The sequence below is a fragment of the Rhizobium sp. SVR5-9E genome (assembly GCF_056755095.1).
The window spans coordinates 1-228 of record NZ_JBNDHS010000860.1 but is presented as its reverse complement, the minus strand read 5'-3'; the positions used below and the strand labels follow the sequence as shown (position 1 = coordinate 228).

General features: G+C 47.4%; 1 protein-coding gene. It reads left to right on the top strand.

Annotated features, from left to right (window positions below):
- A partial coding sequence (locus ACPYOJ_RS37285; protein WP_481420672.1) for a reprolysin-like metallopeptidase occupies window positions 1-228 on the top strand: 228 nt, incomplete at both ends.

Sequence of the window (228 nt, the reverse complement as noted above, 5' to 3'; positions counted from 1 at the left end):
CCGGGCGTAATTTATACGGATCCGGCTACTGATCCTTATTCTCCTGCAGCGCAGATGAATAACTGGAATCTTCAGTTGCAACAGACACTTACGACAAATGTTGGTAATGCCAACTACGATATCGGTCACCTGTTCGGAGCTTCCGGAGGTGGTGGAAATGCGGGATGTAGTGGCTGCGTATGCGTTGATCCTGCTAACAATAATGCTACACAAAAAGGTTCAGGATAC